Below are 15,248 nucleotides of genomic sequence, written 5' to 3'. Positions count from 1 at the left end.
ACACCACACATAGTCCCAATCTTAAAGCTAAAAGGAGGTGCTTCTGGGTTTAAATTTCCAAAAGCTACAAAACAATTACAAAAATTCTGACCATTATTCCAAGGATGGCCTTTTTTTGCTGCACTTATCTAAAAAATTTAGATAGCGATCGCTAAAAACCTGACGAGAAAACTGGCTAGCGTGCGATCGCAAATACTCAGGATTAAATGCATTCTGATACATTTCAAACTTTTCTACCGCTTCTACTAAAGCAGCCTCTATTTGTGCCTTGAAGAAAATGCCTGTTCCTGTATCAATATAGGAACGAATATCTTGTACAGTTTCTAACGCTCCCCCTGCGCCATAGGCAATTACAGGTGTACCACAAGCTTGTGCCTCAACTAAGGCAATACCAAAATCTTCACAAGCCGCATACACAAATGCCTTGGCTCTAGCCATATATTTTTTTACTACATCATCAGGTTGCCATCCCAGTATTTGGATATGAGAATTCGCCATCTTGCGAAGATATTTCATCTGTGGACCTGTACCAATTACTACTAATGGTTTTTGCAGTTGATTAAAAGCTCTGACAATTAAGGATACTTGCTTGTAACTCACTAACCGGGAAACTATCAGATAAAAATCTTCTTTTTGAGCTAAAAAAGGCATTGCTTCGACATTAACTGGCGGATAAATTACTGTTGATTTTCGTCGATAGCAACGCCAAATTCGGCGAGCTGTATGCTCTGAGTTGGCAATGAAATAATCAACGCGATTAGCTGTTAATACATCCCACTGACGCAAACGATGCAATAAATACCGCGTTACCCATCCAGCTACACCATTTCCCAACTGACTTTGTTGCAGATAATCAAAAGTCAAGTCCCAAGCATAGCGCATCGGGCTGTGGCAATAACAAATATGTAATTGTTCGGGAGTAGTAATAACTCCTTTTGCTACAGCGTGAGATGAAGATAGAATTACGTCGTATTGCCGTAAATCCAATTGTTCAATGGCTAACGGCAACAAAGGTAAGTATTTTTGTATACCATTGCGAGCATAGGGCAAGTTCTGCAGAAAAGTTGTGCCAATCTGACGCTGATATAAATAGCTTTTAGGATTGCTGGATTCAAAGTCAATCAGGGCGTATAAATCCGCATTTATATGATTCAGAATCTCTTGTACAACTAGTTCTGAACCGCCAGTGGCTTTAGGTGTCAGCCATTCATGAATCAGAGCATATTTCAAGGGCACAGCTAACGTAAATAAGTGGAAAATACAGCAAGCAAATTGTCAGGTTAACTGAAAAGTTTCTCTTTGTGATCAAGGAATGGAAAGCAACCCAGATTTCACTGAAGACGCAATTCTCCCAAAACAGGTTCCAGAGGGATACTACAACCTGATAACCTCAAACATGGGATTAAATACTGGGTAGTAAGTATTAGGTATTAAGTATTAGGTAATAGTTTTTCCCTGATCCTAGTCCCCAATCCCTTGACAACAACTGACATAGGAAGTAGTAATTTATGCGAATTTTGATTATAGGCGGCACTCGGTTCATCGGTATTTACCTAACTCAACTGCTAGTAGAACAAGGACATGAGGTGGTGCTATTCAATCGTGGTAATCGACCTGCACCTTCCTTACAGGGAGTAGGACAAATTATAGGCGATCGCACTGACGCTACCCAGTTAAAAGCAAAGTTATCACAGGAAAATTTTGATGTCGTTTTTGACAATAATGGACGAGAACTTACTGATACTCAACCACTGGCAGAAATTTTTCAAGACCGCGTACAACATTTTGTCTATATGAGTTCTGCTGGAGTATATCTTAAATCTGACCAAATGCCTCATGTAGAAGGCGATCCTGTAGATCCAAAAAGCCGTCATCGGGGTAAGCATGAAACAGAAGCTTACCTAGCTCAAATCGGAATACCTTTTACCTCAATCCGTCCCACTTACATTTATGGGCCACGTAACTATAACGATTTAGAAAGCTGGTTTTTTGATAGAATTGTCCACGATCGCCCCATTCCCATTCCTGGAAATGGCTTGTATATTACGCAGCTAGGTCATGTAAAAGACTTAGCGAAAGCTATGACTCAAGTTTTAGGCAATCAGCAGGCAGTAGGGCAGATTTACAATGTATCAGGCGATCGCTTTGTCACTTTTGATGGTTTAGCTCGTGCTTGTGGACAAGCAGCAGGCAAGTCACCCGATGCTGTAAAAATTGTCCATTACGACCCGAAAAAATTTGATTTCGGTAAGCGTAAAGCTTTTCCAATGCGGGGGCAGCATTTCTTTGCATCTGTGAATAAGGCTCAAACCGAATTAGGCTGGCAACCTGAGTATGATTTGATATCTGGGCTGACTGATGCTTTTGAAAATGATTATCTAGCATCTGGGCGAGACAAAGCTGAGATTGATTTTTCTGTGGATGAAGAGATTTTACAAGCTTTGTGAGCAACAGAAAAATTTCAACTTACGTAAAGACGTAAGCTCAAACTAGCGCGTCTTTACGTATAAATTCTCATATAAGATGTATTAAACAAATAATTATAGGCAATATGCAAACAATCTTGGTTACCGGGGGAGCCGGATTTATTGGGGCTAATTTTATTCTCCAAGCTAGAAAGGCACAATGGGCTAATGTAATTAATATAGATAAGTTGACTTACGCTAGTAACCTTCAAACCTTAGCAGAACTCCAAAGCGACCCAAACTATCATTTTATTCAAGGCGACATTGGCAATGTAGAGTTAGTCAGCTACCTTTTAGAGCAGTATCAACCAGATGCAATTATTAATTTCGCTGCGGAAAGTCATGTTGACCGTTCTATAATTAGCCCCCATGACTTTATCCAAACTAATGTAGTCGGAACATTTCAACTCCTAGAAGCAAGTAGACTCTACTGGCAAAAACTATCATCGCCAAAACAGCAGCAATTTCGCTTTTTGCATGTGTCTACAGATGAAGTATACGGCTCACTCAAACCCCAAGACCCAGCTTTCCGCGAAGATACTCCCTACGCACCCAATAGCCCTTACGCAGCATCGAAAGCAGCATCGGATCATTTTGTTAGAGCCTACTATCACACCTATGGATTGCCTACGTTAACAACTAATTGCTCAAACAACTACGGGCCTTGTCAGTTTCCCGAAAAACTAATTCCTTTAACTATTCTCAATGCTCTAGATAGTAAACCACTACCTATATATGGGGATGGGCAAAATGTTCGCGATTGGCTTTATGTTATAGACCACTGCGAGGCTATATATCTTGTTCTTCAACAAGGTGAAGTTGGTGAAACTTATAATATTGGCGGTCTTAATGAACAAGCTAATTTAACAGTTGTGGAGAAACTTTGTGCTATTTTAGATGACTTGGCTCCTAAACCTGATTTTCATCACTCTTCTTTAATTACTTTTGTGAAAGACCGTCCTGGTCACGATCGAAGATATGCAATTGATTGTAGTAAAATCAACCATGATTTAGGTTGGCAACCTCAAGAAAATTTTGACAGTGGGTTATTAAAAACAGTTAAATGGTATCTCAATAACTCTACTTGGGTAAATCAAGTGCGCTCAGGTGCTTACCAAAACTGGTTAAAACAAAACTATGAAAATCGGAAATCTTAGTAATTTAGGTTTGGCTATCTAAAATCATTTGTAGTTTCGCACAAATGACTAATGACTAATGACCAATGACAAATGGCAAATATTATGAAAGGTATTATTCTGGCAGGTGGCTCTGGTACACGTCTTTATCCTCTAACCTATGCTGTTAGCAAACAGTTAATGCCCGTGTATGATAAGCCAATGATTTACTATCCGTTATCTATATTAATGCTGGCAGGTATTCGGGAGATTTTGATTATTTCCACTCCTAATGATTTACCATTATTTGAGAAAATTTTAAAAGATGGTAGTCAGTGGGGTTTGCAGTTTAGCTATATTGAGCAGCCGCGACCAGAAGGATTAGCACAAGCTTTTATTCTGGGCAAAGATTTTATTGCTAACGAGCCAGTATGCTTAATTTTAGGTGATAACATTTTTTATGGGCATGGTTTAACAGAAGTGTTAGCTAGGGCTGCCACTCTGAAAGAAGGTGGATTAGTATTTGGCTATCAAGTCAAAGATCCCAGGCAATATGGAGTAATTGAATTTGATAACAATGGACGAGCAATTAGTATAGAAGAAAAACCTTTAATTCCCAAGTCTAAATATGCTGTACCTGGTATCTACTTTTATGATTCTCAAGTAGTAGAAATCGCTGCCCAACTTCAGCCTTCTGCTCGCAATGAACTAGAAATTACTGATTTAAATATAGCTTATTTGAATCAAGGTCAACTGCAAGTAGAAATTTTGGGTCGTGGATATGCCTGGTTAGATACTGGTACTCATGAATCCTTACATCAGGCTGGTAACTTTATCCAAACACTAGAAGAACGCCAAGGTCTAAAAATAGCTTGTATTGAAGAAATTGCCTACAGCCAAGGATATATTGACTCATCCCAACTGCGTCAATTAGCTGAATCTATGTCGAAGAGTAGCTATGGTCTTTACCTGATGTCAACTTTAGAGAACGATCAAATATCTGCAACCATAGAACAAAATAACGGAATGGGAAAATCCTCTCTTAATCAACAATCATCTGACTGGGATTTATTGGCTGTACAAACGCCAACAACTATACCAGACTCTAAATAAATGTCTGCATGATCTATCTTTAAAGTTTGGGAATCCACTGTAATCAAGCAGCAATTTTTATATTAATAAGGATATGACAATGCAAGTAAAACACACAGAAATTACTGATGTAATAGTGATTGAACCGCAGATATTTGGAGATGAACGCGGTTTTTTTTATGAAAGTTATAATGAAAAAGTTTTGTTAGAAAAGGCAGGTATTACTGAACATTTTGTCCAAGACAATCATTCTCGTTCTGCCAAAAATATCTTGCGTGGTTTGCACTATCAAATTCAGCAGCCTCAAGGAAAACTTGTGAGAGTGGTAGTAGGAGAAGTATTTGATGTGGCTGTAGATTTAAGGAAAAGCTCTAGAACTTTTGGTCAATGGGTTGGTACGGACTTGACAGCCGAAAATAAACGGCAACTTTGGATACCAGCAGGTTTTGCCCACGGTTTTGTAGTAGTTTCTGAATATGCAGAATTTTTGTATAAAACTACGAATTACTACGCACCCCAATATGAACGCACGCTTTTGTGGAATGACCCGGATTTAGCGATCGCTTGGCCAATTCAAGCAGAACCAATCTTATCTGCGAAAGATAAAGCTGGAAAATTACTGCGAGATGCAGAGGTATATGCATGAGAATTTTATTGACAGGTGTAACTGGACAAGTAGGCTGGGAATTGCAACGCACACTCATGACTATAGGTGAAGTTATACCTGTAGGACGCAGCGTTAATAACCCAAATTTGCAAATGGATCTAGCTCAACTAGATACTATTCGCCGCACTATTAGAGAAGTAAGACCAAACTTAATTATCAATCCGGCGGCTTACACAGCAGTAGATAAAGCAGAAAAAGAGCCAGAATTAGCAATGGCGATTAATGGTATTGCTCCAGGTGCGATCGCAGAAGAAGCCAAGCGATTAGGTGCAGCCGTCATTCACTATTCAACAGATTATGTATTTGATGGCAGCAAAAATACTACATATACAGAGCAAGACCAACCTAACCCACAAAACATTTACGGTAAAACAAAACTCGCAGGTGAGCAGGCGATCGCATCTGTAGGTGTACCGTATTTAATTTTACGTACCAGTTGGGTTTATAGCTTACAAGGTAAGAATTTCTTACTCACGATGTTAAAGCTGGCTCAGGAACGTGAAGAAATCAAAGTTGTTGATGACCAAATAGGCGCACCTACTTGGAGTCGCATGATAGCCGAAGTTACAGCCCAAATTTTATCTCAAGCTCCAGAGAATATCTCTGATTTTTTAGTAAGTAAAGGTGGGTTATATCACTTAACCGCCAGTGGACAGACTAGCTGGTATGGATTTGCCAAAGCAATTTTTGAGCTTGACGATAGAAAGAGCGATCGCAAGTTGCAAAGGTTGACTGCGATTACTTCAAAAGAGTATCCCACACCAGCCAGCAGACCAGCTTATTCTCTATTAGACAATCAGAAATTATCTACAACATTTGGATTGGTTTTGCCAGATTGGGAAAGGAGTTTAAAGTTGGTGATGGCTAACAATAATCAGGAGTAATCAGAGTTTTGGAATAGCAATCAAGTAATTTGAAGCGAGGCACAAAACGTACTGCATAAATAACTGATGTAGTTGAATCTTGAACGCATGGTTTCTCGGCGTAAGCTTTTAAAATTGATAGGGCTAGTTTTAGCTGTCTGGATTAGTATTATTCCTGCTAAGATAGCGATCGCTTCTTACCAAGCACCAATACCACAGGCAATTTTTGTACTAGGAGGCGATTTTGCCAGGATAGAGTTCGCTGCGAAGTTTGGCCAGTCTCACAGTAATTTAGATATTTGGATTTCTGATGTCACCTCGAATTTAGAATATAATCGGTTAATTTTTCACAAATTTGGTGTTGTAGATCAAAGGTTGCGCTTGGATGGTCGGGCCACAGATACAGTGACTAATTTCACGACACTGGCAGCAGATTTTGTTAACCAGAAGTTACAACATATCTATCTGATTACATCGGATTATCACATGAGAAGGGCAAAGGCGGTAGCAACCATTGTTTTGGGTAGCCAGGGAATTGCAGTTACACCCGTCATAGTTCCTTCACGAGGAGATAAATCAGAATCTCCGGTAAGAGTATTGCGAGATTGTGGGCGATCAATTTTCTGGATTTTAAGTGGTCGGAGTGGTGCGAGTTTTAACCCTCGTCTCAACTGAGACTGTACAAGTAATGATATCTCAATCTTTGTTGTAATCAGTCTGTTTGAACCCTAATTTCAAGGCAGGGGAATTCGGCTTTAACCGAAAATCATCGCGATCGGAAGCAACAAATAGTGGGTTAGCAATCAGAGAATTTTTATCTCTACCTTTTTGCTGCCATTCTTGCCATGAAAGTTTACCAAAGCGAAAATTGCCTTTACCTGTATACCAATAAAGATTACGGTCTAATACATAATTAGAGTCGTCCCAATTACCTTGGCTATCTAAAAGTTGCCCTTGATTCCAGTAAATAATATTGCGTTCAAACGTAAAGCTTAAATGGCCTTCTGGTCTCGATCTGCGAATTTGTGCGAACCGACCAAAAGCAAAGATATTATTACGAATTAAATTATTTTTACCGTAGTGTAGATGAAATCCTGCGTCTCTAGTACGGTAAACCAAGTTATTTTCTACCAGAATTTGTGAACTACCTTCATCTAAATAGATACCCCAAGCGCCAAACCTGTAAGCATCAATGTCATGAATAATATTGCCACGAATTACTGTTCCTGGTTGTACACCTAATGTATAAATACCACCTTTATCATTTAGCAGCGGACCATCACTATTCGAGAGCCGACCGATATGATGTATGTGGTTAAATTCAATAACATTGTTTTTAGTCGGGCTAGTTTGATAACCCCAAGTCCAGCCAACCGAAATTCCTGTGTAGTAAAAATCATGAATGTGATTGCGGCTGATCAAGTTATTTGGTGCATTCATCACTAAAATGCCTACTGCGCTATGAAAAATCTTGCCTCCATTGTGAATATGTGAATTAATAACTTGAATACTGCTAGCTCCTTGAGTGACTTTGACTCCGCCAGCTCCTAAATCGGAAATTCGGCAACGAATTAATGAATTATTTGTACAGCCGTTAGCAAACTCAATGCCATAATTACTGACATTCTTAATCTCACAGTTTTGCCAAGTACAGTATCTTAACCCTTGTGCATAAATTGCTCCAGGAACGCCTTCTGCTGCCTGACCAAAGCCACTGGCATCTGAATTGTTATAGTACCATTCCGCATGAGCAAAAGTTAGATTTTGAAATGATAGATAATCTATGAATTTACTATTTTCAGGACTACCTTGCAAATCAACTAAGCGGGATAAACGAGGAACAATTGCCTCTATTCTAGTTATATTTTCCCCTGCTAAAGGCATGTAATAAAGTTTGCCGGACTTCTTATCTAAATACCATTCACCAGGATTGTCTAAAACCTCTAAGGCATTTTCTAAGTAATAGTTTGTAGCAGCAGAAGACTGGGAATTACCAGGTTCCATGCTATGAAGGCTAGGTTTAGCAAAGGCGACTATTCTTTGTTTTTCGTCTAAGCCGACAACTGGTAGCCGAGACTCTACCCATCGGGTCATAACTACTATCTCAGCGTTACTTATGGTACTCCAGTTTTTGAGATCACCCTGACGATATTTAAAGCGTGATTGACCAGGAGCTACAGGTTGGTTGGGTGTAGCATCTGGTACTTCCGCAACTGGTAAGTAGCCCTTTTTCGGGTAACGAGCACGAGTTCGCCGTTGGTTTCCTACCCAAAGCTGTCGAAAGAACCATTGACCTTGGCGAACTTGCGGAATTTCCAGCATCCATAACCGTTTACCGTTGATAACTACCTCTTGCCATCCTTGAAGACGCTGACCGCCACTGATTATCGGCTTCTCATTTTGATAGGCTGTGTAGGTAATGGGACATTTCTGTGTACCAGAATCTTCTGAGTTGAATACCAATGGTTGGGCTAAAAAGTATGTACCACCTCTGATGAAAACGGTAACGGGTTGTTTGAGGATACCGCCTTGTTGAAGCTTGAGTTCGCGAATAGCATTGCGTGCTCGTTCTAGAGTTGCAAATGGCCCATCGGTTTGAGTTTTATTCCGATTTACTTGTTTGCCTGTCCAAGCATCATTACCATCAGGGGCAACATAAAAAATAGTATTTTTTATACCATTAGAATTGTTTGCAAATACTAGTTGCTCCTGAAGTTTAGTAATTCTAGACCCAATAAATAACGGAGAAGCGGTTAACCAGCCCAATCCCATCCAACTCAGAAAAGAGCGGCGATCCATATTTTTTTCCTTCGATAATAAATACTTGAAGAATTTGTTATAAGTATGGCTGGTTTTGGTGATTGCTTTTGTATTAGCTAATCTTAATTCCTGCTAAACTAGCGATGTCTCATAACAAATTGCTGTGTATATTTGCCTATTAGTAAGAGTTTAAACTTTATAGCGATCGCATTAAGTAATTTAGGAAAGTTAGCAAAACTTAAGAAAATTAAGAAGAAAATACTTCTTTAAACAATTCTTTATAAGCTTGGTTAGTTTGAGCAAAATTATACTTATTTTTAGCTACTTCTGCGGCTCTTAATCCCATTTGAGTGCATAAATCGCGATTATTTGCTGCAAATTGAATTGTCCAAACCAATTCTTGAATGTTCCCTGGTTTAATTACCCATCCTATATTTTCTTCTCGCACAACTTCAGCTAGTTCAGACCAATCATCTGCAACAGCAATGATAGGTTTACCAGCTGCCATTTGATTATACATACGACTGGGCACAGAAACACCCGCCATACCCGGAAGGTAGGAAATTAAAGCAACATCGCCAGCATTTAGAGATACTGATTGTTCAGAACGAGGTCGAGCAGATAGAGGGATAATATTAATATTTTGTAGGTTATATGATTTTACATACTCTTCTAACCACTTTTTCTTTGCGCCAAAGCCTACAACCACAAAATGAATATTACTGTCAACTTGCAGGATATTAGCTACCTCTCCTAAGTCTTCGATACCATGAGTTTTTCCCATGTTACCTGCATATAAAACCACAAAGCGATCGCAACATCCTAACTCTTGTAATAATAGATTATTGTTGCGATCGCTAGGTTTAACAGTTTCGTGCTCAGCCCAGTTGGGAATTAAATAAATTTTTGAACTAATATTTTCTTTATTAAGATTATTAGATAATTTATCTTTAACTATCTTAGCCATGTCTCTACCCAAGGTAATTATTTTACTAGCTTGGGTATATAGTAAAGCACTTACTATACGACCTATTCTCGCTATCAATGACGATGAACTGCATAGTCCAGTAGCAACAAGAACTTCAGGGTAAACATCATGAATCAATAAGACAAACTGACAATTTTTCAGCCATTTCAAAACTAGTGCTACGAATGGCAATAAAGGCGGATTTGTGACAACTAAAATAATATCTTTTCTCTGACAAAGTTTTCCAGCTTTCCATAAAATTGATGTTGATTGAACCACTAAATTAACTAGTCTTCCCCAGAAAAAATCTTTATTAAATCCAGTACTTTGACATCGAAATATTTCAACACCATTTTTAATTTCATAATCTGGATAAGCATCGCGATGCAAAAAATTAGTTGCAGGTCCGGTAATTACTTTAACTTCATATTCTTCAGCTAAACCTTCAGCAATATAGGTTAGAATATAACCAGTGGAAGTTTCCTCTGGGAAGTATAACTCACTTAAAATCCAGATTCGTTGCATATAAAAAATATTTGAATTAGTAGATTTTTATAGCTAGATTTAATTGCTAATATTTCGATGTTTGTTTTAAAAGTAAACTTATAATGTTTTTAGCTAAAACTAATCGCCAATTTACCATTTGTAAAATTCCAGCATGGTTAAAAATTCCTCGTCCAGTGTTACTGGTATGTCTGCGATGCTGTATTAGTGGTTCATCTATATAAAAAGCTTTACCGTAAATGCCATTAACTATGCCAATCCATATATCATGCATCGGAGTATCAGCAGGAAAGGGTAGAAATAACTTTAGCATTTCTCTTCTAAAAGCTAGAGTACAACCATGATGTTTACTTTTAATCCAGTTAGAAAGAGGATTAGCAACAAATTCTCCCCGAATTTTGAAAAAGGAATCTGCTGTAATTTGACCTTTTTCATCAATAATTTGTGCATCGCTAAGTACTAGTGTTACATCAGGGTATGCTTCAAAAACTGATAAAAATTTTTGGACTTTACATGCAAGCCAAATGTCATCTTGGTCACTAAGAAAGATGATGTCACCACTTGCATGATTTATCGACTTTTCAAATGTTTTTACTACACCTAAATTAATCTTATTTTCTATTAATTTTATTCGGGAGTCTTGAAAATTATTGATAATAGATACAGTGCGATCGCTAGAAGCATCATCGACAATTACAACTTCATCATTCTGCTGTAGCTGTTTTAAAATAGACTGTAATTGATCTTGTAAATATTCTTGACCGTTGTATACCGCCATGCATACTGAAACATTCATCATTTAATCTTTATTTTCCTGCTTGGTTAACAGAAGTTGATTTTGAGGCAAAAAATAGTTGAACATACATAAAAATAGGCGTGCCAATAATAACTGTACTATATAAAGACTCTAGGAATAAACTTGAATCAACTGGTAGTTTGAGAACTTGGTAAGCACAGATCATATATAACAATAAATTTAATTGATGCGGTTTTTTGAGCACAAACAAAAGCAGCCGAGTTCTCATTACAGAAACTATATAACCAATTGTCAAACTATAAATCCAAGACCCAGCAAAGCCAAAATAAATTAAACCTTCAATAGGATGCTGAGGATTGGCTCCAAACCCTCCTGTTGTCAAGCCGATTGATTCTGAAATTATGCGTTCTCCAAGAGCAGTGCTGTACTCACTCAATCTCAGTAGACTCAAGAGTGGATTGATGCTATTTATTAAATAATCTATAGGGTTATAATCAAATAGATTTAGTAAATCATAAGTGTAGAAATAGTAAAATACATCTCCAGACCCAACAAGACGAACTAACAAAGCTTCAAATAGATTTAAATATTGAACTGCAATTGAAGCTCTCCAAAAAATGAATAATACAACACTGATTCCTAAAATAAATAATAGTGAAATATAAAAATTTATTTTATTGCTATATTTAGTATCAAACTGTTTATTGATTAAATAAATATAAAAAATCAAATTTATAATCAGTAAAATTGCTCCTTTACTACCACCAGACAAAGCCAAAAATATCAGAATTAACAGACAAAATATCAAAACCAAATATTGGTATTTACCAATTTTAATTTTAGGATTAATAATTTTAATAAGAATTATCCCAATTGCACCAGGTAAAAGTGCATCATTTATTCTATAAATAAAACCAAAGCCGTTAGTACGAAACTCAACTTTTGCTACCTCAGCATTTTCAGAAAATAATGGAACTGATCCATATTGGAAAAATAATATTGTATTCGCAACCACAAGAATAAATACAGAAATGTATAAAATAATATTTAATTGTTTAGAATATTTTTTAAATACGAAAATATAATTAGTTTCCTGTTCTTCATTTTCTTGGATTATTGGCTCAAAAAAATTCTTTCTACCTGAACTAATTTTTCTATATCCTAATATTAGACCAGCTAAAAAAAATATGTTCGATAATATAAATGTTATCAAATAGACAAAATATATCTGATTATCAAAAAATAAATATATAACAAATGCTATGCTAAATGAATTAAAAACTAAATAAGTGAAGAGTGGGTCATACCAAGCAAACACCAGCTTTTTTAAAATTAATACTTGTGCCGCTAATGCCAAAATCACAAGAGGTACATAAAGATAAAAATTTATTGATAATATATACTCTGTCATAATGAACTTTAACCTGATTAAGGTAATTTATTGATTTTGAAGCTTAGATTTTTAAAATACGACTGTATGAGATTAATAAAAAATATATAAAAAAATTTATAATCCTTAAACTTAACTGCTAATTTACAGGCGCGAACAAAAGCAAAAAATAAAAGTATAAATGCATCTACATGAATTTTAGTTAGTACTTGTATACTTTCACAGTACCTAGAGAATCTACTTAATGCTGCTTCAATGCTATCTTGTTGAGATGAAAAGCCGTGAATACATTTAGTATTAATAATAATAAAAGAAGTATTAATTTGTTTATATCTGTCTATAAATTCAAAGTCACTAAAATCAAGTTTTAATTTCTCGTTGTAACCACCTATTTTTCCAAAAATATCTATACTTATCAATAGACCACTATTCAATAGTGAGATATTTTTAGTGTTATGCAACCCTGGTACAATATTTTTGAGAGGAAATCCTCTTCTAAATGCATATTTACAAGGTGAATAAAGTTCACCCATATCCGAAGTCAGAATAGGTGCAAACAAAAATGAGTTACAATTGCTCTTTACTGTTTGGTAGTACTTTAGTAAAGCATCTGGTTCAAATTTAGTATCTTGATCTAGCAGCAACAGCCACTGCTTATTCATTTGTCTACCAATTTTATATCCTACATTATATGCTTTACCAACACCTGGATTTGTTTCATCATAAACATAATTAATATGCCAATTTTGATAATCCATTTGCTTTTGATTTAGCATTGGCAATGGGCTATTGTCGTAAATAAGAATATCTAGCGTAGAAGAGTTTTTTTCTAAGCAACAGCTTAATGATTTAAATGAATCGGAATTATTGATATCGGTTTTATAAAGTACTAAAACAGCTAAAGTCTCTTTAAGAAAATATTGAAATTCTGCGAAATCCATATTTTATGCCTTGATAGAGGTAGTAAATTGCAGCCAAAACTTTCCAAAGAATTCCGAAATTTTTCTCGATAATACTTAAGCATTCCTGAACATATAACTGACTAGTTAAGCCATCTGGCAAAGCATATGCAAAGAATGATTCAGAAAATACAAAATTTATACCCTTATTAAAAAGCCTTGCATTGAAATCATAATCTGCATAAACTTTATATTGCGTATTAAATGGAGGCTCATTACAAAGCGATTTATGAATCAACAATCCTTGGTGGTGCAGAGTATTTCCTAATTTAAGTTTCCAATCGGATGTTGATTTAAAGAAACCATTATTCCCCATACTTACTTTGCCAAAAATAGCTTTATTAGAACGCAGTTGATTGACCGCTGGTAAGCTCAATATCAAATCTCCTGCACCTAAGAACAGAATATGACTGTTATTATCTGCTACAGCCCATCCCTTATTCATTGCATCATAAATACCTTTATCTGGTTCACTAATCCAATATTCAATATGGGCTTCATATTTCCTAATTATTTCTAAAGTCCCATCATTACTTCCACCATCTATCACTATATATTCTATATTTTCATATTTTTGTTCAAGAACATTCTTAATAGTACTCTCTATATATTCTCCTCCATTAAATACAACTGTTATAATAGTAATTAAGGGCTGATTAGGTGGATTTTTTTTATGATAATTATAATTGCGTCTCAATCCACCTTCTAAGCGCTGTGGATAAGGTTCTTTGCTCGCATATTCTTCTGTTGTTGTAGGGATTTCCATAAGAGATTTATCAACACCTCATTAGTTATTAAAATATTCAAATCTCATCTATAAGCATGAGTGCTTACAATCAAAGTTTTTTGATAATTATAATAAATTCTGTACCATTTTCCTGTGAAAATTCTATTTTGAAAGGCAATAATAAAGTGCGTTGACAGTATAACAGCATTTCTAAAAATTCTACTTTAGTCCATACATGAAAGTGAATGCTGTAGTCAATTGAAATTAAATGTTGAACTGATGCTGATAAATCTTCTTCAGAAACTTTTTCTACTAACCTACTCCACTCTTCAAAATGGGATAATTTTGACCATTGAGGTCCCTCAGTATAGTCACGAATTAGATGTTCTAGTGATGTTACAGGGCGACTAACATCAAAGGTGTAACGTTTGTCTGGTACAGCCATATATAATATTCCACCTGATTTCAGCACCCTCAAATGCTGTTTGATTGTACCAATGGGATTTTGACAATGTTCAATCATGTGATTTGCGATGACAAAATCAAGAGAACAATCTGCTATTGAGAAAAGGGTTTCTCCATCATCAATAATATCAACTTCTACTAATTGAGAATCTGCTAACTCTGGGTACTGCTTTCTTAGTTCAGCAACGGACATGCGGTCAACATAACGAACTTTAGCGTTAGCAGGAACTTCTAAGGGAGAATGTAAAGCCCCAATCTCTATTCCTTCTCCGGCTAAATAGCGAGAAGAAATGTCCCTACGTAGGGTCTTATCCTTTGATGCGATACGTCGAGATAAAACCTGAATAGCTCCTTTTAAACCTTGGTTTTTCGCTATTGAATTGAGTTGTTCAACCTTTTTAAAAAATTTCATAATATTTGGTTTCATAATAGTAGGATGTGATAGTTTAAATTCATATCTAAACTTTTAGCTAAGTCTTTACAAAATTTATAAATAAATATATTTGGTTTTTTCCAT

14 protein-coding genes are annotated in these 15,248 nt (G+C 36.2%); 6 read left to right on the top strand and 8 right to left on the bottom strand.

Annotated elements, in window-relative coordinates:
• Positions 1-93 precede the first annotated feature (93 nt).
• Complete coding sequence (locus tag BV372_RS01840) at positions 94-1,236, bottom strand: glycosyltransferase (RefSeq protein WP_086682318.1); 1,143 nt, start codon at positions 1,234-1,236, stop codon at positions 94-96.
• Between the two features lie 272 nt (positions 1,237-1,508).
• Here BV372_RS01840 and BV372_RS01835 point away from each other — a divergent pair, with 272 nt between their 5' ends.
• The 6 genes from BV372_RS01835 to BV372_RS01810 all read left to right on the top strand — a co-directional run bounded on the left by BV372_RS01835 (position 1,509) and on the right by BV372_RS01810 (position 6,877).
• Positions 1,509-2,447, top strand: coding sequence for an NAD-dependent epimerase/dehydratase family protein (locus BV372_RS01835; RefSeq protein WP_086682315.1), 939 nt, complete (start codon positions 1,509-1,511; stop codon positions 2,445-2,447).
• A 104-nt stretch (positions 2,448-2,551) separates the two neighbouring features.
• Positions 2,552-3,622, top strand: a complete 1,071-nt coding sequence (gene rfbB, locus BV372_RS01830; protein WP_086682312.1) for a dTDP-glucose 4,6-dehydratase — start codon at positions 2,552-2,554, stop codon at positions 3,620-3,622.
• An 84-nt stretch (positions 3,623-3,706) separates the two neighbouring features.
• Positions 3,707-4,693, top strand: a complete 987-nt coding sequence (gene rfbA, locus BV372_RS01825; protein ID WP_086682499.1) for a glucose-1-phosphate thymidylyltransferase RfbA — start codon at positions 3,707-3,709, stop codon at positions 4,691-4,693.
• Positions 4,694-4,772: 79 nt separating this feature from the next.
• Entirely contained in the window at positions 4,773-5,318 is a 546-nt protein-coding gene (gene rfbC, locus BV372_RS01820; protein ID WP_086682496.1) for a dTDP-4-dehydrorhamnose 3,5-epimerase, read from the top strand.
• The gene (gene rfbD, locus BV372_RS01815; RefSeq protein ID WP_086682309.1) at positions 5,315-6,223 is read left to right on the top strand and encodes a dTDP-4-dehydrorhamnose reductase; all 909 of its coding nucleotides are present in this window, start codon (positions 5,315-5,317) and stop codon (positions 6,221-6,223) included. The genes rfbC and rfbD overlap by 4 nt, the downstream gene beginning before the upstream one ends.
• An 87-nt stretch (positions 6,224-6,310) precedes the next feature.
• The gene (locus BV372_RS01810) at positions 6,311-6,877 is read left to right on the top strand and encodes a YdcF family protein (RefSeq protein ID WP_086682307.1); all 567 of its coding nucleotides are present in this window, start codon (positions 6,311-6,313) and stop codon (positions 6,875-6,877) included.
• Between the two features lie 21 nt (positions 6,878-6,898).
• On the opposite strand, the gene BV372_RS01805 is transcribed toward BV372_RS01810, so the two are convergent.
• The 7 genes from BV372_RS01805 to BV372_RS01775 form a co-directional block, all read right to left on the bottom strand.
• Positions 6,899-9,001 carry a right-handed parallel beta-helix repeat-containing protein gene (locus BV372_RS01805; RefSeq protein WP_086682304.1) on the bottom strand — a complete coding sequence of 701 codons (2,103 nt, stop codon included), beginning with the start codon at positions 8,999-9,001 and terminating at the stop codon, positions 6,899-6,901.
• A 208-nt stretch (positions 9,002-9,209) separates the two neighbouring features.
• Positions 9,210-10,454 carry a glycosyltransferase family 4 protein gene (locus BV372_RS01800; RefSeq protein WP_086682301.1) on the bottom strand — a complete coding sequence of 415 codons (1,245 nt, stop codon included), beginning with the start codon at positions 10,452-10,454 and terminating at the stop codon, positions 9,210-9,212.
• Positions 10,455-10,500: 46 nt separating this feature from the next.
• Positions 10,501-11,232 (bottom strand): glycosyltransferase family 2 protein, encoded by a 732-nt coding sequence (locus BV372_RS01795; RefSeq protein ID WP_086682298.1) that lies wholly within the window; start codon positions 11,230-11,232, stop codon positions 10,501-10,503.
• Between the two features lie 7 nt (positions 11,233-11,239).
• A complete protein-coding gene (locus BV372_RS01790) occupies positions 11,240-12,601 on the bottom strand; it encodes an O-antigen polymerase (protein WP_086682295.1) in 1,362 nt (453 codons plus the stop codon).
• Between the two features lie 17 nt (positions 12,602-12,618).
• The gene (locus BV372_RS01785) at positions 12,619-13,521 is read right to left on the bottom strand and encodes a glycosyltransferase (protein WP_086682292.1); all 903 of its coding nucleotides are present in this window, start codon (positions 13,519-13,521) and stop codon (positions 12,619-12,621) included.
• The gene (locus tag BV372_RS01780; protein WP_086682289.1) at positions 13,490-14,305 is read right to left on the bottom strand and encodes a glycosyltransferase family 2 protein; all 816 of its coding nucleotides are present in this window, start codon (positions 14,303-14,305) and stop codon (positions 13,490-13,492) included. Before BV372_RS01780 ends, BV372_RS01785 begins: the two co-directional genes overlap by 32 nt.
• Positions 14,306-14,375: 70 nt before the next feature.
• Positions 14,376-15,158: a methyltransferase domain-containing protein gene (locus tag BV372_RS01775; protein WP_218776663.1), complete on the bottom strand. Its 783-nt coding sequence runs from the start codon at positions 15,156-15,158 to the stop codon at positions 14,376-14,378.
• Between the last annotated feature and the right edge of the window lie 90 nt (positions 15,159-15,248).

This window comes from Nostoc sp. T09, from assembly GCF_002154695.1.
In the GTDB taxonomy this organism is placed as follows: domain Bacteria; phylum Cyanobacteriota; class Cyanobacteriia; order Cyanobacteriales; family Nostocaceae; genus Aulosira.
This window is presented reverse-complemented; position numbering and strand designations above follow the sequence as displayed.

What these genes read in the sequence shown, in the direction of transcription:
- BV372_RS01835 (WP_086682315.1), top strand. Translation starts at nt 1,509, where the DNA reads ATGCGAATTTTGATTATAGGCGGCACTCGGTTCATCGGTATTTACCTA.
- rfbB (WP_086682312.1), top strand. Translation starts at nt 2,552, where the DNA reads ATGCAAACAATCTTGGTTACCGGGGGAGCCGGATTTATTGGGGCTAAT.
- rfbA (WP_086682499.1), top strand. Translation starts at nt 3,707, where the DNA reads ATGAAAGGTATTATTCTGGCAGGTGGCTCTGGTACACGTCTTTATCCT.
- rfbC (WP_086682496.1), top strand. Translation starts at nt 4,773, where the DNA reads ATGCAAGTAAAACACACAGAAATTACTGATGTAATAGTGATTGAACCG.
- rfbD (WP_086682309.1), top strand. Translation starts at nt 5,315, where the DNA reads ATGAGAATTTTATTGACAGGTGTAACTGGACAAGTAGGCTGGGAATTG.
- BV372_RS01810 (WP_086682307.1), top strand. Translation starts at nt 6,311, where the DNA reads ATGGTTTCTCGGCGTAAGCTTTTAAAATTGATAGGGCTAGTTTTAGCT.
- BV372_RS01805 (WP_086682304.1), bottom strand. Translation starts at nt 9,001, where the DNA reads ATGGATCGCCGCTCTTTTCTGAGTTGGATGGGATTGGGCTGGTTAACC.
- BV372_RS01800 (WP_086682301.1), bottom strand. Translation starts at nt 10,454, where the DNA reads ATGCAACGAATCTGGATTTTAAGTGAGTTATACTTCCCAGAGGAAACT.
- BV372_RS01795 (WP_086682298.1), bottom strand. Translation starts at nt 11,232, where the DNA reads ATGATGAATGTTTCAGTATGCATGGCGGTATACAACGGTCAAGAATAT.
- BV372_RS01790 (WP_086682295.1), bottom strand. Translation starts at nt 12,601, where the DNA reads ATGACAGAGTATATATTATCAATAAATTTTTATCTTTATGTACCTCTT.
- BV372_RS01785 (WP_086682292.1), bottom strand. Translation starts at nt 13,521, where the DNA reads ATGGATTTCGCAGAATTTCAATATTTTCTTAAAGAGACTTTAGCTGTT.
- BV372_RS01780 (WP_086682289.1), bottom strand. Translation starts at nt 14,305, where the DNA reads ATGGAAATCCCTACAACAACAGAAGAATATGCGAGCAAAGAACCTTAT.
- BV372_RS01775 (WP_218776663.1), bottom strand. Translation starts at nt 15,158, where the DNA reads ATGAAACCAAATATTATGAAATTTTTTAAAAAGGTTGAACAACTCAAT.